The following is a 21070-nucleotide window of genomic DNA, read 5'->3' on the forward strand; positions in this document are numbered from 1 at the left end:
GTGAACAGAATGACATTGATTAAAGATCTGAGTACGAATGATGAATTCGTCGGCTTCTATTTGCTGAAAGAGCTGGAGCTGAAGCAGACCAACACATCCCCGGCAAAGGATTACTTCGATTTGGTGCTGTGTGATGCCAGCGGCCAGCTTCCTGCCAAGTATTGGGATGTGAAGGAAACGGAAAAAGACGACTTTTCTCCGATGACGCTAGTCAAGGTTCAGGGAATCGTTCAATTGTATCGGGAAAAGCCGCAGGTTAAGATCACCCGGATTCGCAATGTAAGTAATGAAGACGGTGTGTCCCTAACCGATTTTATTCGGGCGGCTCCAATTGAATCTGCGGAATTATTAGAGGTCATATACAGAGTCATCGAGAGTATTTGGGATCCGGTCATTCGTGATATTGTAAGCTTTTGCGTCGATAAGGTGAGTGAGAAACTGGCTCATTATCCGGCAGCCAAAATGCACCATCATGCTTACTTCGCAGGCTTGGCCTATCATATCGTTCGTATGCTGGAGATCGGAGAGTTCCTTTGCAAGCAGAGGCCATTTCTAAATGCGGACATGATCAAAGCCGGGATTATCCTACACGATATTGCAAAGCCAGAGGAAATGATCGCTCAGCTTGGGGTCGTGACAGATTACAGCACCCAGGGTAAGTTGATCGGTCATATTGCCATGGCGGCTAGTTGGATCACTGAAGCGGCTTTGCGGCTGGAGCTTCCACTCGATTCGCAACAGGTGATCGGATTGCAGCACCTTATTCTCTCACACCATAACCTCGGGGAATGGGGAAGCCCGGTACAGCCGCAAACGGCGGAAGCAGTAGCGCTACATCATATCGACGCACTGGATGCTAAGCTGCAGATGGCAGAGGATGCACTAAGTGCCACTTCTGACAAGGAGTTGTGGACACAGCCCATCCGAGGGCTGGAGAATAAAGCGTTGTACAAGATGACATTTAGAAATTGAAATATACGTAGAAAATGCAATGGAATAAAAATACTTTGCGGCAAAATAGCGGCAATGGTATAATGTTATTGAGGATGGTGATGTTATGTTTACACCCAAATATTCAATAACGGACTCCATTGCCCGCAGACTAATGGATATACAACGCGCCAGTGTTGTGGTGGATTTGCTTCCATTGCCCGCATCTATTCTGGACTTGCTTAAGAAAGAATCGATGGAAAAGACGGTCATTCTTTCTACGAAAATTGAAGGAAACACACTTGATGAGGCGACAAAGCGAAAAGTCTTGTACCAAACCAGCAATGACAATGAAGAGCAGGAAGTTTATAACTTAATGAAAGCTTTGGAATACCTGGATGAAGCCGAAAAAAGGCAGCTCCCGGTTACAGAGGAATTGATTAAAAAGCTGCATGCCATTATCCGAATATCGCACGGACGAAGACCGCGAGTTAGCGAGTATCGCGAAGAACAAAATCAAGTTGGCAGCCGCAATGCTTCCGGTTTTTATTTGCCGCCGGAATGGCAAGATGTTCCGGTATTAATGGAGGATTTGGTTGCCTGGGTGAACTCGCCGGAAACCTATTCGGTTCCGGTTCCGATCAAGGCCGGGATATTCATGTGGCAGTTTCTAACGATTCATCCGTATTTGGACGGGAATGGCCGAACGGCCCGGATGATTACGACGTATCTTTTACGCCGCGGCGGATATGGTTTAAAGGGGTTATTTGTACTCGAGAATTTCTATGACCGCAACTTGTCTGAATATTATCGCCGACTCCAGTTGGGTCTCCATCACAATTATTATTTTGGGCGGAATGATGCTGATTTGACGCCTTGGCTGGAATTCTTTATCGATGGTTTGGCGGAGGTTTTTCAAGAAGCCGCTGCCATCGTAACCGAGAAATCTGCTCAAATGACGAAAATCGAACCGGATCTAATTCGCAGGTTAGATCCCCAGCAAAGAATGGTGTTTGCTCAATTAACCTTTAAACAAGACACCCTAACGACAAGTGAAATGAGGGATCTGCTGCGTATGTCGGACCGTTCAATAAGGGAAAAGGTTAGTCATTGGAGAGAAGAAGGATTCATTGAGCCGCGCGATCAAGACGCCAAAAGAGTTCGTTCGGTCAAATTATCCGCGGAATACGAGAAGTTGGCACAAGACATTCGGAATGCGCCGGATCAGTTTGCCCATTTTCTAAAATGAATGCAGCACTGCGATCTCAAGTTGAGATGCCGCAGTGCTTTTTTTGTGCGCAGAACATATATTCGCTGACAATCTATGGTCGTTGCGATCCGTCATAATGAAGGAAAGACATGCGGGAGTGAGTACAGTGGATCAACCGATCTATATCGCCGTCACAGGCACGCAGCATTACTACGGAGCAGCATTTCTAAAGCCGGGTCAGGTCGTTCACTTGATCAAAGACCCGGATAATCCGCATGACCATGAAGCGATAAAGGTGGATATGATCCCATTGGGCAAAATCGGTTATGTCGCCAACAGTCCGCATACCGTACCGAAAGGATGCCGCAGCGCCGGCCGGATTTATGATAGGTTTGAGCATCATGTTTGCGGCATGGTGCGATTTGTCGTTAAGGATACGGCAATTGTTGAACTTACGCCGGGTCTAGAGGAAGTGTACATCATCAAAACGACAGAGAACGTTTCGTTTTCTCCTTATAGGCAGGAAGAACCAGGTAAAGCGTAGAATCCCAATGATGATAAGGATTTACATTCTATATGCCACGATAGGAGATATAGCATGACGGATAAAGTGATTCGGCTCTTTAAAATACTTCTCGCCATTCAATCCAATCCGGGGATTTCGGCCAAGGAGCTGGCGGACAAATGCGAGACAACGGATCGTACGATTTATAGGGACATGCGGATTTTGGACTTGATCGCACCGATTACAAACGAGGGTTACGGAAAAGGGTACCGTTTTGTCGGTAATTTCGCCATGTACCCGCTGAATTTCACGGAGCAGGAAGCGTTGGTGTTCTCTGTCCTGCCCTCCGTGTTGGACACCAGCAAATTGCCTCCAGGCTTTGAATCCGCCTACGACAAGGTGATGGCTACCCATGTGAAAGAAACCCGGAAGCGGTACGATACACTGGAAAATGTCGCAGACATGATCCAAATGGGCACCCCGGCTTATCGGGAGAACAGTGCCAACTTCTTGCTGCCCATCATGGAAGCGATTATCGCCAGTAAGACGATCAGGGCTGTTTACCATACCCAGAGCCGGAATGAATTGACGGAGCGCCAAATTGATCCGTACTATTTGGTCCCGCGGGATCAACGGTTTTACTTGATCGGCTATTGTCATTCCAAGCAGGACATTCGCACGTTTCGTATAAGCCGTTTCCGCCATGTAGAGTTGACAAGTAATCGATTCGACAAGGGTGATTTTAACATTGCTCAGTATATGAAGCATACCTGGTCGATTGAACGCGGGGATTCTTTAATCACTTTTAAGATTAAATTCCATCCGGATGTCGCCCGCTATGTGAAGGAAGAAGAATTGTTCGTGAGACCGAAGATGACCGATCTGCCGGACGGCAGCTTATTATTCGAGGTCACCGTCAACCACGAGCGGGAGTTTATGAATTGGGTGGTTCAGTACGGACCTTCAGCGGAGATTTTAGAGCCTGCATCTGTCCGGGAAAAGTTTAAGGAACAGCTACAGCGTTGGGGACAGTTGTATGGGCAGTAAGTTGCTGTTGTTGAAAGATAGACGAAAGGAAGGTATCCCTTTTGAAAATAGCAGGCACGTTTCTAGAACGTTTATATGATGCAATCCGTAGAGAGCCATTTCGCCGCAAAATTGTTATTGCTCCTTCCTACATCGAAGGACAGTCCTGGCTTATGCGAATATGCCGGGAATTAGGGCCGGTTATGAATGTGGAGGTCCAAACGGTTCAATCCTTTGTAAGAAGTCAGGTTCAGTTCTCCCTGTATCAACAAGGGCTGACTTTAATCGGGGAACAGCGGTCCTTTTGGATTATCCATCATGTCATGGAACAAATGGCTTCCAAGCCGGATTCCTACATCGCGGTGGATCAAGTAAAGCCTGGTATTGCCATGCATGTTCACCAAGCCATTATGGATCTGCGCCGTGCCGGAGTGAGTGCGGGGGAGCTTCGAGACGACCACTTTATGAGCCAGCAAAAAGGCAGCTATGTCAGAAAGGTGTTGTCAGCGTATGAGCGCTTTCTGAATCAGCGGAGCTGGATCGATTTCCCCGGCCTTTTGTCGCATATACCAACCCAATTGCCGGAAAACGTGGAGCTTATTCTGCCAGACCCTATGCCGCTTTCACCGGTTTCCGCTCGAATGCTGGAGCGGTTGTCAAACGGACGGATGACGAGGATTATAGCGGTTTCTTCCTTCACTGACGTCCAATCCACAATGCCGTTCGGAAAGGTTCAGTTCTATCATGCGACCGGAAGGCTGGCGGAGGTTCGCGAAGCATTGAGACGCATTATTCAGGGCCGGATGCCATTGGATGAAGTGGAGATGATCGTACCGGATGAAGAATATGCGTTGGTTATTTCGACCATGTGTGCTTCTTTCGGTATTCCCTGTTCCTATGCAGACGGGCTGCCTGTGATTACATCCGGAATGGGAAGAGCCGCACATTTTCTGCTGAACTGGTTGGAGTCCGGTTATCAGGTGCGGCAGCTCGTATTGATGCTGCAGCAGCAATTGATCACGTTCTCCGATCGTGACCAAGGAATAACGAATGCGGATTGTATTCGAGCCCTGGAGAAAAGCGGAATCGGCTGGGGGAAAGAACGGTATATCAAGTTGCTGGGGTCGGGGCATGTTCGGTTCCAAGGGGATGCAGATGAAAGACCCGAAGAACGGGAGCGGACGGAACAACAACAGCGGGATGACGACATCAAGAAGCATCTGACAAACCTCCTGGGAGAATTGTTTCCAGACGAAGCGGCGCTCTCATCTCCTAAGGGAATCTGGGGATGGCTCGTTAACATCTTGGATAGATTTGGTGTATGCGGAACGGAAGAGGATGCGATCGTCCTGCAAGAAATGAAAGGTATCGCTAAAGAACTGCAGGAATGTCCTGTTCCGGACTCGATGCCGTTTCAGCAAATGTTCTTGTATGCCCGAGACATGCTGCAGGAACTTCGAGTCGGGGTGCAACGGTTACCCAAGCCCGGATTCCTGTACATATCGAGTTTGGCGAACGGGGGGATCAGCGGGAGAAAACATACGTTTCTTCTCGGGATGGATGAACAGTCGTGGTCCGGGAATATCAGGCAAAATCCCATGCTTCTCGATGAAGAGTGCAGACGGATCGATGCCGGGCTTCAAACAGCCGTGCAGAGACAAAGAGATCGGCAACGCCTTCGTGATGGTCGGCTTGGGATGATAAGCGGCAATATCACATTTAGCTTCTCGTCGTATGACTTGGCAGAAGGAGCGACAGCAAGCCCGGCTTTTCAACTTCTACAGGTATTCCGAAAAGTATCCGGAAAAACGAATGCGGACTATGAGATGTTGCACCGAAGCTTAGGCGAACCTGTCGGGTATTTGGATGTAGAGCAGCCATCCTCTACTGAGCTAAATGGACTGCCATTGGACGCCTTTCATTACGTCTTCCGACAAATCCATGCGAATGTAAACCTTATGAGGGACCGGCAATCCTTCATCGAATCGGTCTATCCCTCGCTTCGTCAAGGCAGACTTGCACTCGAGGCACGCGGCAGCTCGCAAGTGACGGAGCATGACGGATATATAGCGGGGGATGAATGGGCTGATTATTGGAAAGGCCGGGACGAACGGACGCTTAGCGCAAGTCAATTGGAGAAGTACGCGGAATGTCCGATGCGATACTTTTTCCAATATGTGCTCAGGATTCGCGTGAAAGATCAGGTGACTTTTGACCGTACCTCCTGGCTGAAGCCGAATGAAAGAGGCTCGCTGCTGCACGAGGTTTATCGTCGTTATATGACGGAAGTCAACGCAAGTAAAGTCATGCCTATTACACACGATCATGCCCGTTTGCTTCGTATTGCGGAGGAGACGATTCTCTTGTATGCCGAGCGGATTCCGGCACCGAGCCCTCATGTGTTTGAGAGGGAACGGCAAGCGATGCTCCGGGATGTGGACGTGTTCTATCGCATGGAATTGCAGGCTAAGACGGCTCCCCGGTTTTTCGAACAAGAGCTCATCGTGGACGGCCAGCCGTTGCACCTTGAGCTTGGCGAGGACATGGCGATTACGCTGCGCGGGATCGTCGACCGGATCGATCAAGTTGCGCCGCATCAATATCGGATTATCGACTATAAGACCGGCAGTCCTCGGCCTTACAAGGAAAATGGCATGTTCGCAGGCGGTACGCAGCTGCAACACGCGCTTTACGCAATGGGGACGGAGCTATGGATGCGGCAAACGGGTGTGGATTCTGATGCAAAAGTGCTTGAAGCGTCTTACGTCTTTCCAAGCGAACGGGGGCACGGGCAAGTGATTGCACGCCCGCAAACCGAACGGAATCGAGTCACCGCGGTGATCCGAGGAATCCTTACGTCGATGGAACAGGGATTGTTTATTCCCGCTTCAAATCCTGCGGTCTGCCGATATTGCGACTATGCGGCTGTATGCGGAGAGCACGCAGAGATGATGGCCCATAAGCGAAAGGATGAAGCAAATTCGGAGCTGTTGCACACGCTGCTGGAGGTGGAGAACATTGAATGAACCATCCGATCAACAAGCTAGAAAGAGGATATTGGAGGAGCTGAACACGACCTTTCTGGTAGAAGCCGGTGCAGGCTCGGGCAAGACAACCAGCTTGGTCGGCAGATTGCTGGCACTCATCGAGTCCGGAACGGCGAAGATGGAGCATATTGCGGCGATCACCTTTACGAATAAAGCGGTGGATGAGATGAAGGAGCGTTTCCGCATTGCTTTAGAGCGGAAAACGGCTGATATTGAAGGCGAAACTAGAGAACGAATGGAAGAAGCTTTGGCCAATCTAGACCAAATCTTTATTGGAACGATCCATGCGTTCTGTTCCTCCATGCTTCGCGAGCGACCGATTGAGGCCGGATTGGACCCTTCTTTCGAAGAAATGGATGATGAAATGAATCGCGCGTTCCACGATCAATGCTGGGATGAATATCTGATTCAACTGCAGGAGGAAGATAGTGAAGCACTTGCCTCCTTTACCGAGGTGGGAATCGATGTAAGCATTCTTAAGAATGTCTATGATCGGGTATCCCTTTTTACGGACCTCCAAATCCCTTGCGAACCGGTTCATCGTCCTGATTTCAACCTAATCCGGCTCTCCCTGCTTCCCATGATCGAAGAAGCCAGCAGGTTTTTGCCGACATCTGAACCGGAAAAAGGGTGGGATAATCTTCAGGCAAAACTGCGTACTGCTAATCGTATGCTGCGGTTGTCGGATGAGCAGGACGATATGTTGATACTAACGCTTGCGAAGATGTTTGACTTCAAGCTGGATGTGAAGCAGTACAAATGGACGGAAAAGAAGCAAGCCAAAGCCATCTCCGAACGTTTTCACGATTGGCAAATCACGGTCCTGTTCCCCTTCCTTCAATCGTGGCGGGAATATCTGTATCCCAAGGTCATTCAATTTGTCCTGCCTGCATTGGATTATTGCAGAGAACGGCGATTGCAGGCAGGGAAGCTGAACTTTCAGGATCTTCTGATGTATGCATGCCGTCTGCTTCGTGATTACCCTGAGGTTCGCGCGTTTTTCGCCGGGCGTTACCAACAGCTTATGGTCGACGAATTTCAGGACACCGACCCGGTCCAAGCGGAAATGATGTTTCTCTTAACGGGAGCCGGCGATGATCCGAATGAACGGAATTGGCGGAAGCTTACTCCAAATCCAGGTTCCTTATTCGTCGTGGGCGACCCGAAACAGTCCATCTATCGATTCCGCCGTGCGGATATTTCCATTTATAACGAGGTTAAATCGCGGATTCAAGCATGTGGAGATGTGCTTCACTTGACCAGCAATTTCCGATCCGTCGATGCGATCGGCGATTTTGTGAACGGGCAATTTGTCGGCAAGCTTCCCGTCCGGGAAACCGATGTTCAAGCGGCGTATGTCCGGATGGAAACGAATATACCGAATCCATTATGAATAATATTTCACTACTGGATTATCATGCATAACAGAGACTATAGCAGCCTGCAGAACTTGCGATATTCGCCTGGAGGCATGCCCTCCCATTTATGGAATATCCGAACGAAGTAATGTACGTCGGAGTAGCCGATCGTATGTCCGATCCATTCGATAGTGCCATCTGTATCTCGGAGCAGGCGCTTCGCCTCAGTGTGACGGATCTGCTGGACAAATTTATTTGGGCTGACGCCCATACATTTTTTGAACAGACGTCCCATATAATCCACGTTGATGTTTAGCATGTCCGCCATCTTCTCGTTGGACCATCGATCCCCGACATTCTGCTCAATAGCAGAGACGAGTTCGGCGATTGCCAGTTGCATGCCTGCACTGGCAATCGCCCGATGCTGGTGATGCCGGAATGTTCTTGACAAATGAGAGAACAGCTGCAGCAGCAGGCCTTGGCAACACATCATATACCCGGCGGGCCGATGAGTGAATTCATGGATGATGGATTCCAGCACGCTGTATACCTCGGAGGTTGCATGCATGCTGCCAGTGCTCATCCATTCATGGAACTCCGCCATATTCGGCATAGTGCAATAATAATCATCGTCTTCATGATCAACGGAAACAATGATGTCCTCATCCTTAGTGATACGAAGCTCGTCGTAAAAATCGAAGTGAACGCCTAGAAAAAGCGCATCCGGATCCGATAGGACCTCTACTCGGTGCTTGAGTTTTGCTGGCAGCAGGAAGAACTGACCAGGTTGAACTAAATACGAAGGCTCCGATTCGATCTGTACCTCGACTTCACCATGTTCCAGCAGCAGGATCTCAAAATCCCGAATACGCCGTTCAATGACGCGTTCCTTAGTTTGCCTATGTTGCTGTGCCCAATGCACAACCGGGTTTAATTGTTTGGCTTGCGATGATGACTGCACCATAATTTTCCTCCTGTTTAATAAGTCGGTAAAGTACAACTATTGACCTCAATAGTTCAATTACAAAGAAGTATGGACATGATAACATAAGGGATATCAAGAGTCAAAAACATTTTGAGGAGTGAATAGGGATGTCGGATTTAAATAATCTACCAGAGCTTTCAAGTGATTATCAGCTTTCCAAGGAGCAAATTCAACAGTTTCAAGAAAAGGGACATATCAAGCTGAATCAGGTAGCTTCGAGCGATGAGGTTGCAGTATACCGTTCTATCATCGGGGAGAAAGTGAAAGAGCTTAATTATCATGATAAGCCGATAGAAGAGCGAGATACTTATGGCAAAGCTTTTACCTGAATCCGTGATAAAGGTTCTTTGAAAATTAAAGATAATTGAAGGAAAAAGCACCTCCGGTAAAGAAATTAAAAGAAAATCATAACTTTTCCAATTTCACCTGAGAGGTGCTCTATGAAGATCCAATTTGTCCGCTCGAAAGAGTTAATTCTCTCTACTCACGCCGGTCTTGCAACCGTTGGCGCTTTGCTTGCGCATACTGGACTTAGAAAGCGCCTGAATCATACAAAGATCAAAAGTATGAAAACACCGATTCATTCCCACGCCGATGTCATGAAGAGCTATCTGGGCCTGCTCTGCCAAGGCAAGAGCGACTTTGACCATATTGAGCCGTTTCGAAAAGACGATGTATTCACAATCTGCCTTCAGCTCCAAAAAGTCCCCTCCAGCCCGACTCTTCGCCAGCGTCTTGACGCCGCAGCACAGACGCCGGAATGGAACCGGATTTTACTTGAGGAATCCGCTGATCTCATTCGCAAGGTAAAGGCTCCATTAACAGGGCTGACAGCAGGTGAAAAGGCTTATGCGCCGCTGGATATCGACGTATCTCCTTTCGACAATTCCGGCACAAAGAAAGAAGGCGTATCTCGTACTTACAAAGGGACTGACGGCTATGCTCCCATCTTTGCCTACCTGGGCCAAGAAGGCTATGGCGTTAATGTGGAACTGCGTGAGGGCAGTGTGCATTGCCAGAAGGGAACAGCCGCATTTTTAGAACAGAGCATCGCATACGCCAAACGTGCAACGGACCTGCCGCTGCTCATTCGCATGGACGCTGGAAACGACAGCGCCGAAAATTTGCATGTTTGTCATCGCGAGAAAGCCGACTATATCATCAAGGCCAATCTCCGCAGAGAACCGAAGGAAATGTGGCTGCGCATTGCGGAAACGACGGGAATCGCCTGCCAGCAGCGCGAAGGAAAAGTCGAATATATCGGCGCGATAGAATTTCGCGAAAAGGGATTCGACCGCCCCCTTCGCCAAGTGTTCCACGTCATTCATCGAACGATTGATCGGGATGGACAAGTGTTGCTGTTCCCGGAAATTGAAGTGAGCGTCTATTGGACGTCGCTTCGCTGTGCCCCGTCACGAGTGATTGAGCTTTACCGCGATCATGGGACAAGTGAGCAATTCCACAGCGAAATCAAAACCGATTTGGATTTGGAGCGTCTGCCTGCAGGAAAATTCGCAACGAATGATCTCGTACTGCATGCCGGCTTGTTTGCCTATAACCTTCTTCGAATCATCGGCCAGGAGAGTCTGCGTGAGCATGACTCGCCGATTCGAAACAACGTGCAGCGTCGCCGTATTCGTACGGTTATCCAGAATATTATTTACATGGCGGCAAGATTGGTTCGACATGCGCGAGGTATTCGATTCAATTTCGGCTGCAACAGTCCGTGGTTTCCCGTTATCCGTCGTATTTACTGTGCCTTTACCTGACAGGATGGAATGTTATAGGGGTCAATAAGGCCTTGTCAGCCAAGGTCTGTTTGATCATGCGCTCCATCAGAGTGCGATCTCATTAAACAGTTTGTCAGCGTCAAAAATCGCACATTTTACAATAACAACCAGATTTTCAATCGAGCAATACAAAGCGTCACGGATTCAGGTTTTATCCAAATATCTAATATTTGGGAAAAATCCGCTGAAATCCAACGTTTCGTATTTGCGCGCCGGTTCGCCAAGATTGCAGCCGAGCTGATGGGGGTAGATGCGGTTCGAATTTATCATGACCAGGCGCTGTTCAAGGAGCCGGGAGGCGGAATCACGCCTTGGCATCAGGACCAAATCTATTGGCCTGTAGATACGGATAACTTCATCACGATGTGGATGCCGTTGGTTCCAGTCTCTGAGGATGTGGGCTCGATGAACTTTGCGAACGGCTCCCATAAATTTGGTTATATTAGCAAGCTGGCTATTTCTGATGAATCACAAAAAACGTTGGGTCAATATATCGAGGCCAAAGGTCTTGAGGTTGAAAATTATGGTGCACTGGCAGCGGGTGACGCAACTTGGCATTACGGTTGGACGCTGCACAGCGCACCTGGCAATCCGACCAACACTATGCGCGAGGTCATGACAGTTATCTATTACGCAGATGGCGCAAAGGTCATTGAGCCGGATACGAATGCCCGCAAGAAAGACCTGCAAAAGTGGCTTCCAGGCCTAGCTCCTGGCGATCTGGCGGCAAGCAAGCTTAATCCTATTGTCTATAAGAAGGATGTATAAGATCACAATTGGCTAACCCCAGTCTGCATACAGGCTGGGGTTCTTTCTTGAATTCTATTCTTCCACATATTCTTGACCAAAATAGAATAGAGAGTTATAATCTAAATGTCAAACAAAACGAAATGTATTCCGAAATTTATATTTATTTTATGGTAGAATGGTTTTATATCTTATAAAATTCAAGAGAGAGGGTATGGGAATGAAAAAAGAAAGCGCTGCAACAATTCGAGCCAAACAATATACAAAAAATGCTGACTGGTTCTGTGAGTTTAAGTATGAGCCTGTCGAAGGCTTGGGGTATGAAGAGGGAATTCATCGCCGTGATCCGAGTAGTGTAATTAAGGTAGGAGACTTATATTATGTATGGTATACGAAGTCGGTAGGAGAAGCCGTTGGTTTTAACACAGGCGATCCGGATAGTAAGGTGTTCCCGTGGGATCAATCCGATGTGTGGTATGCCACCTCTCCAGATGGCACAACCTGGACTGAACGTGGAATGGCAGTCGGACGGGGGCCGAAGGGGTCCTACGATGACCGAAGTGTGTTCACGCCGGAAATTCTGCATCATGACGGCAAGTTTTATCTTGTGTATCAAGTCATTGAAGGACAATATCTACTTAGAAAGTATGAGAATATTGCAATGGCAGTAGCGGAATCTCCAGAAGGTCCGTGGCGCAAGCTCGATGCTCCTATTCTTCGTCCTGCAATGAATGGCGAATGGTTCGGTGATGATGATAATCGCTTGACGGTGAAGCATAAAGGCGATTTCGACAGTTTGAAGGTGCATGATCCCGTTCTTTTTTATTATAATAATCAATTTTGGTTGTATTATAAAGGCGAGCAGAAGGGTGAAGAGATGAACTTTGGCGGACGGACAACCAAATGGGGGGTAGCGATTTCAGATCATCCTGAGGGTCCATACGTGAAATCGGAATATAATCCGGTTACCAATAGCGGTCACGAAACCTTGCTTTGGCACTATCGAGGCGGCATGGCTGCACTTCTCTCGACAGATGGCCCGGAGAAAAATACGATTCAATATGCACCTGACGGCATTAACTTCGAAATTGAAGCCGTTATCAAGAATCCTCCTGAAGCGGCAGGACCATTTCGGACAGAGGATACAGATCGTAGTCCGTTGGAGGGCATTCGTTGGGGCTTGTGCCACAATGTTCACACGAAATGGAATCATATTCTCAAATTCAGAACGGTTGAGGATTATAAGCATTATTATGCGAACAAGATTAATCCGGAGGTTCTCTGGTTAGGGAAGAAAGCGAAACAAAAGAAGGATTAAGAGGGATGAGCCGAGTTGTCTGCAAGGACGCTCGGCTTCTTGTATGCACACACTTGTATGCACACAATAAATAAGGACTCTGGCTCAAGAGCCAACGTCCTTTGTAGAAGTTAGGAAAGGTAGATGGAGCGCATGGAAGGCACGAAACCTAGTCGTTTGGAGATAAGAGAGGACTTCTCCTTGACGTACGCTTCCAGTTCATCCTGCTTTTCAAATATGCGAGCGGTTGGCCCGGCTACACTGATGGCTGCAATGACCTTGCCTGTATAATTAAAGATTGGTCCAGCGATGGAGCTTAATCCATCATCGTATTCCTCGCGATTGATGGCAATGCCCGATTGTCGGATCTTGCTCAGCTCTTGAAGAAATTGCTGATGGTCTGTTATCGTCGTTGGCGTATATTGCTTGAGCCCTTTTTCGTTGATAATCTTGTCGACAGCCTCAAGCGAGAAGTACGCCATAATGGCTTTCCCGAGACCTGTACAATGAACGGGGTTTCTTGAACCGAGAATCGCATTCATAATGACGGATGCGCTTCCGTCTACTTTATAAATGTAGATTACTTCACCTTCATTATAGACGGCGAGAAACGCAGTTTGGCCTGTTTGCTCAGCCAAGTCCTGTAAATGAGGAATCGCAGCTTCTACCAGATCAATGTTATGAAGTCCTGCCATACCGATTTCAATGGCCTTCAGTCCCACAAAATATTTCTCCGTTGACGGTTCCTGCATCACAAACCCAGCCTTCATAAGTGTCTCCAGTATGCGATGTGTTGTGCTCTTGGGCAACTGAGTCGCTTCCGATAATTCACCGATTCCGGATCCGCCTTTATTTAATGACAGCTGCTCAAGCAGAAATAATGCACGTTCTAACGTAGAATTTGTTTTATTCGCTTCAATTTTCAAAGAAAGCACCTTCTTTCATTTCATCTCTATTCCGTTATTTTAATTAATGTTTTGATATGAGTCAATCTTATTTATAAAATGGTACGTTGTTCTGATTTTATATTGACTAAACGCATTGTGTGTAATAACATTTAATTAATTGGAACGATTGGTTTCTGATCAATGATAATAAAGGGTGAACACAATGGCTAAAAGAAAGCGAATTACTGATATTCAAACCGACTATTTCCTCGTACCTTTGGTGGAGCAACTAGGAGATGCACGACATGGCATTCATTCTCACTTCGAATTGATTACCGTCACGATTGTGTTGGAGAATGGCAGTGAGGGGGTTGGATATACCTATACCGGAGGTGTTGGTGGAAGGGCTATCTGTCAGATGATCGAGCATGATCTGAAGCCATTTTTGCTTGGGAAGGACGCCAGCTGCATCGAGAAGCATTGGGAAGAGATGAATTGGAAGATTCATTATGTCGGTCGTGGAGGAATCGCCTCGTTCGCGATCTCGGCCATCGATATTGCCCTATGGGATCTTCGTGGAAAGAGCAGTGACGAGCCTTTATGGAAACTGCTTGGCGGTCATGCTTCTTCTACAAAAGCCTATGCGGGTGCGATCGATCTAAATTTCACTAAGGATAAGCTGCTGGACAATATTAAGGGTTATTTGGACAAGGGGTTCCAGGCAGTCAAGATCAAGCTGGGTCAAGAACGATTAGTTGAGGATATTGAACGAGTGGCAGCTGTCAGAGAGTTGATTGGACCAGATCGGATATTTATGGTTGACGCTAACATGAAGTGGTCAGTCGAGACCTCTATTAAAGCAGCACAACTGTTAGCACCATATAATATCTTTTGGCTGGAAGAGCCGACGATTCCCGATGATTATGATGGGTATCGTCGTATCGGTGCAGAGGGAGGCTTACCTATTGCGGCAGGAGAGAACTTTCATACCGTCTATGAATTTGTAAATATGATTACTCGGGGCAAGATTGATTTCCCTCAGCCGGATGCTTCTAATATTGGTGGTGTTACAGGCTGGTTGAAGATTGCGAATCTGGCATATGCTTATAACTTGCCAGTTTGCACACATGGCATGCAGGAGCTCCATGTCAGTCTGATGTCAGCTATGCCGAATGCTTCTTATCTGGAAGTGCACAGTTTCCCGATCGATCAATATACGAAACGACCGCTTGTCATTCAAGATGGAAGAGCTGTAGCGCCAGATGTACCAGGTACTGGTGTGGAATTCCGATGGGAGCTATTACAGCCTTATAAGCAAATATTTTAATGATATAACAGGGAGTGAACAGAATGAAAGCTGCATTTTATGAGGGAAATAAAAACATTGTAGTCGGAGCTGGATCGCGCAAAGAACCAGGACCTGGTGAGGTTGAAATAAAGGTGGCCTATGCAGGCATATGCGGTACGGATTTGCATATTTATCACGGGCATATGGATCATCGTGTAACGCTGCCGCAAGTGATGGGTCACGAGATGTCGGGAGTAATCGAGCGTGTCGGCAAGGAGGTGACATCCTATAAGCCGGGAGACAGAGTAACTGTAAGGCCGCTAGGGCCATGCGGTGAATGTCCTGCTTGTCAGGATGGATGCAGTCATATCTGTCATCGTCTTAAGTTTATGGGAATCGAGACAGACGGTGCTTTCCAATCATATTGGACTGTACCGGCCAGCACACTGCATATGCTGCCTGATGATCTCAGCTTGCAGCATGGTGCAATGATTGAGCCGTTGGCAGTAGCGTGTCATGACGTTCGATTGGGTAAGGTGGCGCCTGGAGAGTATGTTGTTGTAATTGGTGGAGGACCGATTGGTACGTTGATCGCACTCGTTGCCCGTGCCGCTGGTGCCAGAGTTGTCGTTGCGGAGATTAATCCATACCGGCTCCAACTGCTGTCTGAGATGGGATTTGAAATCTGTAACTCGAATGAGCAGGATCTGGCGGAATACGTTCAGGAGGCTACAGGCGGCAAAGGGGCTGATGTTGTGTTCGAGGTAACCTCATCGCTCGCTGGCGCCGAGGTTATGACCAAGCTGCCTAAGGTAAGAGGACGAATTGTAATCGTAGGTATCTTCAGTAAGCCTGTTCCAGTAGATTTGCATCGTTTCTTCTGGAGAGAGATTCAGCTACTAGGCGCACGTGTGTACGAACATGAGGACTTCGAGCAAGCGATTCAGCTTGCGGCGAGCGGTGAGCTCCAGCTTGAGCGTATTATCAGCAAGATTTACCCGATTGAGCAGATTCAAGAGGGCTTCGAGCAGATGGAATCAGGAAGCGGTGTTATGAAGATTCTTATCCAATGCAATTAAGTGGGAGGTAGCAAGATGGATATTTTGGAATTATTCTCATTGCGTGGCAAGAAAGCATTAGTGACAGGCTGCAAGCGAGGCATTGGCAAGTCAATGGCAGTTGCGCTTGCACAAGCTGGAGCGGATATTGTCGGAGTCAGTGCAACACTGGAGGAGTCAGGTAGCGAAGTGGAGCAAGAGGTTCGCAATGAAGGGCGAAGCTTCACCGGATATGCCTGCGACTTCAGTGACCGTAAAGCTTTGTATGCTTTCATCGCCAAGGTGAAGGAAGAGCATGCTGATATTGATATTTTGTTGAATAATGCCGGTACGATTATGCGCAAGCCGGCAGCGGAACATCCAGATGATTATTGGGATCACGTCGTCGAGGTGAACTTAAACTCCCAGTTTATATTGGCGAGGGAGATTGGGCAAGGAATGCTGGAGCGAGGTGCGGGCAAAATCATATTCACCGCTTCTTTGCTTACGTATCAGGGTGGAATCAACGTACCGGGATATGCGGCAAGTAAGGGCGGTATCGGACAGTTGACCAAGGCACTGGCTAATGAATGGTCCTCGCGGGGGGTTCAGGTGAATGCGATTGCACCTGGTTATATCGAGACTGATAATACCGAGCAGCTGCGACAAGACCCTGACCGCTACAAGGCGATCCTAGATCGAATTCCTGCAGCTCGCTGGGGAAGACCAGAGGATCTGAACGGGGCAGCTATTTACCTGGCTTCCTCTGCTTCAGACTATGTGACCGGAACTATTGTAACGGTGGATGGCGGTTGGATGGGCAGATAGCACTCTTAACGGGGGAAGGCGTTGGCATCACCGTGTCGTATGATTGCCATTTACGACCCGATTAGTGAGGAACGGGTGTTTGAGCTCGATTAGTATAAGTTGCATATGCATAGCTCGAAAAAAGGAGATATTCATGAAACTACAGTTATATAAAGCATTATGGGGAATGGAAGGCACGTATCGTGACCAATTCAAGCGGGCAGCGGATGCGGGTTATACCGGCATTGAAGCGCCTATGCCTCTGCCTGAGCAGGAGGAAGAATTCCGTGAAGCGCTTCAAGCCTACTCACTTTCTTATATAGCCCAGATCTTCACAGACGGTGAAGATCATATTCAATCTTTTAAGAAGCAAGTGGAGAGAGCTATCGGTTTCCAGCCGCAGTTTATTGTTTCGCACAGCGCTCGAGATCGCATGAGCGACAGTGAGCAGGATCGTTTCTTTGACGCGGCGCTGCGTATAGAGTCTGACAATGCCATTGTGGTTGCACATGAGACACACAGGCATCGGGCAATGTTTTCGCCATGGACAACAGCAAGGCTGTTGAACAAGTTCCCGCAATTACGCATTACCGCGGATTTTAGCCATTGGACGAATGTGTGTGAATCACTCCTTGAAGATATGGAGGAGGAGATCGCCCTGGCCATTACTCATACGCATCATATTCATGGCAGAATTGGCTTCTCGCAAGGTCCTCAGGTTCCGCATCCCGGAGCGCCGGAATGGACAGCGGAACGAGAACGCTTTGAGGGCTGGTGGAAGCGCATATTCAGCTACCGACTTTCTCAAGGCGAATCCGTCAGCACGATGACACCGGAATTCGGACCTGTTCCTTATATGCCGACACTTGCTTATACAAAACAGCCTGTAGCGGATCTATGGGATGTTAATGAATGGATCGCGACCAGGGTGAAAGCGAATTATCAGGTTTGGATATCTTGAGGAGGCAATAAATATTTGAGAGCACTTGGATCCCTTTGGAAACGAGTGCTCTTCGTATCATCTGTACATTTAACACTTACAATAATATAGGAGTGATAACGTTGTTGAAGATCGATAAATATTGGGAAGACCCCCATACCTTGCACATAAATCGTGAAAAGCCAAGGGCCTATTACATTCCGTATGCGAATGCAGAGACTGCTGCTTCGAAAAAGAGGGGAAGATCTCCCTATTATCAAACCTTGAACGGTGCATGGAAATTTCAATATCATTCCAGCGTAGAGGATGTGTGTGAAAGCTTTTACGAAGCCAACTTTGATGCAGAAGACTGGTCTTCTTTATTAGTTCCTTCCTGTTGGCAGAACAACGGATATGATCAAATGCATTATTCGAATCTCAATTATACGATACCGTGCGATCCGCCATTTGTGCCGGATGATAATCCAGCAGGACTGTATATTCGAGACTTTCACATCTCGTCGGAATGGAGTAACAAAGAAAAATATGTCGTGTTCGAGGGAGTGAATGCATGCTTCTATGTATGGGTTAATGGGAGTTTTGTCGGATATAGCCAGGGAAGTCGAATTCCCGCAGAATTTCGCATCAGCGATCACCTCGTTCCAGGCGTTAACCGAATGGCGGTTATGGTACTGAAATATTGTGACGGCACTTATTTGGAGGATCAGGATTTATGGAGATACACCGGCATATTCCGTGATGTATATATGCTGGCGCGGGATAAGGTGCATATTCGCGACGTGTTCGTTCGTACTTCGCTGTTGAACGACGACAAGGAAGCGAAGCTGAATATAGAGATAGAGATGACTGGTGAAGCTGTTGTACATGCTGTTCTGAGAGATCCAAGCGGCAATGTAATAGTAGAGATGCAAGAAGAAGTTAGACAGACAGGTCAGCTTCAGATGCAGGTTACTGAGCCTAAGCTTTGGAATGCCGAGCAGCCGGTACTATATGAACTTCTTCTATCCTCGGGAGAAGAGATTATTCGCTTCAACGTTGGTTTCCGCCGTGTTGAGATTCGAGAGGGCGTCTTTCAGATCAATGGCGTTCCCGTTAAACTGAAGGGTGTCAATCGCCATGATTCTCATCCGAGCCTTGGTCAGACAATTCCGCTGCAGCATATGATTAATGATCTTCAATTGATGAAGCAGCACAATATTAATACTATACGAGCTTCACATTATCCGAATGATCCTAGATTTCTTGAACTGTGTAATGAATACGGTTTCTATGTTGTGGATGAAGCAGATCTAGAATGTCATGGTTTAGCAATAGCTGAGACCTGGGACAACATGGCGAAGGGACTTGGCATGCAATCGTATCCTGCATTTCATGAGTTGTCGAACAATCCGGATTGGGAGGAAGCATTCGTCGATCGGGCGATTAGGATGGTGGAACGAGATAAGAATAATCCTTGTGTAGTGATCTGGTCGATGGGCAATGAGTCAGGCTATGGTCATAATCACATTGCCATGGCGAAGTGGACGAGGGAGAGAGACAACTCCAGACTGATTCATTATGAGGGAGCAGCATCCCTATATCTCGGTAATCCGGATGTAAGCGTGCTGGATATGGAAAGTCGTATGTATGCATCCGTTCCGGAGATTGAGGCTTATGCAAAAGATAAGTCAAATGACAAGCCGTTGTTTTTGTGCGAATACAGTCATGCTATGGGCAATAGCCCTGGAGATCTGCTGGATTATTGGAACGTGATCTATGCCGAGCCTAAGCTAATGGGTGGTTGTGTGTGGGAGTGGTGCGATCACGGCATCGAGAGGACGACCGAGCATGGAGAAGTGTATTATGCCTACGGCGGTGATTTCGGTGACAAGCCGAATGACGGGAATTTCTGCATCGATGGACTTGTTGCTCCAGATCGTACACCGCATACCGGTTTGCTTGAACTAAAGCAGGTGATAGCACCTGTTCGAATTGAAGCGATTGAGCTTGAGAAGGGACGGCTGTTCATTCGAAACCTGTATGACTTCATTGACCTATCCCATTTGGTGTTTTACTGGAAGGTGGAGCGAGAGGGCGTCCTCTTAGAAGAAGGCGAGCTGCGCGGACTGCGAACGCCTCCTCATTCCGGAGAAGAAGTACAGCTAGCATTTCAATCGGATAAAAGCGCGATTGGGACGATCTGCTTGACTATATCCTGCTGCTTAGAGAAGCAGAATATATGGGCGGAGCGTGGTCATGAGATCATGTTCCAACAATTTGAATATACGGCTAGTGAAGAAAGCTTGGCTCTTAATTCATATAAAAACAAAGCTTCTCATGTATCTATCCAAGTGCTTGAACAAGATCGCATGCTTCGTATAGATGGCTTCGACTTCAGTCACTCCTTTGATTTACGCAGAGGTGTGCCGAATCAGTTGACCAGACATGGCGTGCAGTTGTTGGAGCATCCTCTATCCTTCAATATGTGGCGAGCTCCACTTGATAACGATAGGGTGATAGCCTCTAGATGGGAATATGAAGGGCTAGAGCATGCCAGTATGAAAGTCTATCATTGCGATTGGGAGCAACCAAGCGAGGAAGAGGTTATTGTTACAACAGAATTTTCTTTAGGCATCTACACACGCAAGCCGATTGTGCGGGGGGTTGCTAAGTGGCATGTAGATGCTCAAGGTGCGATAACGGTGAAGACGAGTGTACAGGTGAAGGAAGAGATTGACTTCCTGCCTCGTTTTGGTCTGCAGCTTAGAATGCCTGCAGCAATGAATACGGTGGATTACGTCGGGTACGGACCGCATGAGAGCTATATAGATAAGCGTCAGAGCGTACGCAAAGGTAGATATTTGCAGCGTGTAGATCAGATGAGCGAGTGTTACATTATGCCGCAGGAGAATGGCTCTAGATGGGGCACGGAATGGGTCATCGTATCCAATGAGCTTGGCATGGGCATGTTGATGGATAGCACTGCATCTTTCTCGTTTAATGTTTCGAATTATTTGCCTCAGGATCTTACGGCAGCCAAGCACACGTATGAGCTGCGGAAGAGGAAGGAAACGATTGTTCAGCTCGATTACAAGATGAGTGGTGTCGGCTCGAACTCCTGTGGCCCTAAATTGATGGAGAAGTATCAGTTGAATGAGAAGCAGTTCGACTTCCAATTTACCTTAAGACCTGTATTTAAAGAAGATGAATGAAAACAGTATTGACGCAAAGTACAAC

Annotated in this window: 17 protein-coding genes; 15 read left to right on the forward strand and 2 right to left on the reverse strand. The window is 47.7% G+C overall.

Features of this window, described 5'->3' with window-relative positions:
- Positions 1 to 9 precede the first annotated feature (9 nt).
- The 6 genes from ACL02P_RS01310 (at position 10) to ACL02P_RS01335 (ending at position 8111) form a co-directional block, all read left to right on the forward strand.
- A complete protein-coding gene (locus ACL02P_RS01310) occupies positions 10 to 972 on the forward strand; it encodes a 3'-5' exoribonuclease YhaM family protein (RefSeq protein ID WP_412836658.1) in 963 nt (320 codons plus the stop codon).
- Positions 973 to 1057: 85 nt separating this feature from the next.
- Positions 1058 to 2179 carry a Fic family protein gene (locus tag ACL02P_RS01315; protein WP_412836659.1) on the forward strand — a complete coding sequence of 374 codons (1122 nt, stop codon included), beginning with the start codon at positions 1058 to 1060 and terminating at the stop codon, positions 2177 to 2179.
- Positions 2180 to 2306: 127 nt separating this feature from the next.
- Complete coding sequence (locus ACL02P_RS01320) at positions 2307 to 2684, forward strand: HIRAN domain-containing protein (protein ID WP_316010949.1); 378 nt, start codon at positions 2307 to 2309, stop codon at positions 2682 to 2684.
- A 54-nt stretch (positions 2685 to 2738) separates the two neighbouring features.
- The gene (locus ACL02P_RS01325) at positions 2739 to 3692 is read left to right on the forward strand and encodes a helix-turn-helix transcriptional regulator (RefSeq protein ID WP_074730127.1); all 954 of its coding nucleotides are present in this window, start codon (positions 2739 to 2741) and stop codon (positions 3690 to 3692) included.
- Positions 3693 to 3874: 182 nt separating this feature from the next.
- Positions 3875 to 6697 carry a PD-(D/E)XK nuclease family protein gene (locus tag ACL02P_RS01330; protein WP_412836660.1) on the forward strand — a complete coding sequence of 941 codons (2823 nt, stop codon included), beginning with the start codon at positions 3875 to 3877 and terminating at the stop codon, positions 6695 to 6697.
- Positions 6690 to 8111, forward strand: a complete 1422-nt coding sequence (locus ACL02P_RS01335) for a UvrD-helicase domain-containing protein (protein WP_412836661.1) — start codon at positions 6690 to 6692, stop codon at positions 8109 to 8111. The genes ACL02P_RS01330 and ACL02P_RS01335 overlap by 8 nt, the downstream gene beginning before the upstream one ends.
- Before the next feature lie 38 nt (positions 8112 to 8149).
- On the opposite strand, the gene ACL02P_RS01340 is transcribed toward ACL02P_RS01335, so the two are convergent.
- The gene (locus tag ACL02P_RS01340) at positions 8150 to 9040 is read right to left on the reverse strand and encodes an AraC family transcriptional regulator (RefSeq protein WP_412836662.1); all 891 of its coding nucleotides are present in this window, start codon (positions 9038 to 9040) and stop codon (positions 8150 to 8152) included.
- A 128-nt stretch (positions 9041 to 9168) separates the two neighbouring features.
- Between ACL02P_RS01340 and ACL02P_RS01345 the strand changes: the two genes are divergently transcribed.
- The 4 genes from ACL02P_RS01345 to ACL02P_RS01360 all read left to right on the forward strand — a co-directional run bounded on the left by ACL02P_RS01345 (position 9169) and on the right by ACL02P_RS01360 (position 12916).
- Entirely contained in the window at positions 9169 to 9390 is a 222-nt protein-coding gene (locus ACL02P_RS01345; RefSeq protein ID WP_412836663.1) for a hypothetical protein, read from the forward strand.
- Between the two features lie 111 nt (positions 9391 to 9501).
- A complete protein-coding gene (locus tag ACL02P_RS01350; RefSeq protein WP_009227150.1) occupies positions 9502 to 10830 on the forward strand; it encodes an IS1380 family transposase in 1329 nt (442 codons plus the stop codon).
- 189 nt (positions 10831 to 11019) lie between these two features.
- On the forward strand, positions 11020 to 11619 hold the full coding sequence (locus ACL02P_RS01355) for a phytanoyl-CoA dioxygenase family protein (RefSeq protein ID WP_412837299.1): 600 nt from the start codon (positions 11020 to 11022) through the stop codon (positions 11617 to 11619).
- Between the two features lie 199 nt (positions 11620 to 11818).
- Positions 11819 to 12916 (forward strand): glycoside hydrolase family 117 protein, encoded by a 1098-nt coding sequence (locus ACL02P_RS01360; protein ID WP_143811925.1) that lies wholly within the window; start codon positions 11819 to 11821, stop codon positions 12914 to 12916.
- A gap of 110 nt (positions 12917 to 13026) precedes the next feature.
- Here the strand turns inward: ACL02P_RS01360 and ACL02P_RS01365 are convergent, their stop codons facing one another.
- Positions 13027 to 13821: an IclR family transcriptional regulator gene (locus tag ACL02P_RS01365; RefSeq protein ID WP_412836664.1), complete on the reverse strand. Its 795-nt coding sequence runs from the start codon at positions 13819 to 13821 to the stop codon at positions 13027 to 13029.
- A gap of 184 nt (positions 13822 to 14005) precedes the next feature.
- Between ACL02P_RS01365 and ACL02P_RS01370 the strand changes: the two genes are divergently transcribed.
- From ACL02P_RS01370 to ACL02P_RS01390, 5 genes are all read left to right on the forward strand, one after another.
- The gene (locus tag ACL02P_RS01370; RefSeq protein WP_036645474.1) at positions 14006 to 15109 is read left to right on the forward strand and encodes a mandelate racemase/muconate lactonizing enzyme family protein; all 1104 of its coding nucleotides are present in this window, start codon (positions 14006 to 14008) and stop codon (positions 15107 to 15109) included.
- A gap of 23 nt (positions 15110 to 15132) precedes the next feature.
- Entirely contained in the window at positions 15133 to 16149 is a 1017-nt protein-coding gene (locus ACL02P_RS01375) for a (R,R)-butanediol dehydrogenase (RefSeq protein ID WP_036645471.1), read from the forward strand.
- Positions 16150 to 16164: 15 nt separating this feature from the next.
- On the forward strand, positions 16165 to 16935 hold the full coding sequence (locus tag ACL02P_RS01380) for an SDR family oxidoreductase (RefSeq protein WP_412836665.1): 771 nt from the start codon (positions 16165 to 16167) through the stop codon (positions 16933 to 16935).
- Between the two features lie 133 nt (positions 16936 to 17068).
- The gene (locus ACL02P_RS01385; RefSeq protein ID WP_036645469.1) at positions 17069 to 17875 is read left to right on the forward strand and encodes a sugar phosphate isomerase/epimerase family protein; all 807 of its coding nucleotides are present in this window, start codon (positions 17069 to 17071) and stop codon (positions 17873 to 17875) included.
- A gap of 92 nt (positions 17876 to 17967) precedes the next feature.
- Positions 17968 to 21045: a glycoside hydrolase family 2 TIM barrel-domain containing protein gene (locus ACL02P_RS01390; protein ID WP_412837300.1), complete on the forward strand. Its 3078-nt coding sequence runs from the start codon at positions 17968 to 17970 to the stop codon at positions 21043 to 21045.
- The last annotated feature ends 25 nt before the right edge of the window (positions 21046 to 21070 follow it).

The organism is Paenibacillus sp. MB22_1, assembly GCF_047200555.1.
Classification (GTDB): Bacteria; Bacillota; Bacilli; order Paenibacillales; family Paenibacillaceae; genus Fontibacillus; species Fontibacillus phoenicis.